Origin of the sequence: Massilia genomosp. 1, from assembly GCF_011682185.1 — a bacterium.
Taxonomy (GTDB): Bacteria; Pseudomonadota; Gammaproteobacteria; order Burkholderiales; family Burkholderiaceae_D; genus Telluria_A; species Telluria_A rubra.
The window spans coordinates 1-287 of record NZ_WHJF01000536.1; the positions used below are offsets into that span (position 1 = coordinate 1).

Here is a 287-nt window from a genome sequence, read left to right on the forward strand (position 1 = left end):
CCCGAACGGATCACCGCTGTCCCAGCGCCAGACAATCTTGTTGTCGAGCGGGCGCGTGATCATCCGTGGCGTTCCCAGATGATCCGGATGAAAATGGAACACGTTAATCGCCGTGCTTTGGGCAGGTGCCGTTCCCGTCACTGTCTGCGTCAGCACTGCCACCGGCAGGTTGCCCAGGTACACCGTATCACGCGTCGCCTTGCCGTTGAGATAACTATACTCACCTACCAGCTGTCCTTGTTCATCATAGACGAATATACCACCGCCGTAAGTCTGGAATACACGCT

General features: G+C 56.4%; 1 pseudogene. It reads right to left on the bottom strand.

Annotation, left to right across the window (positions count from 1 at the left end):
- Positions 1–287 (bottom strand): annotated as a pseudogene (locus F1735_RS34810) (hypothetical protein); the annotation flags it as partial.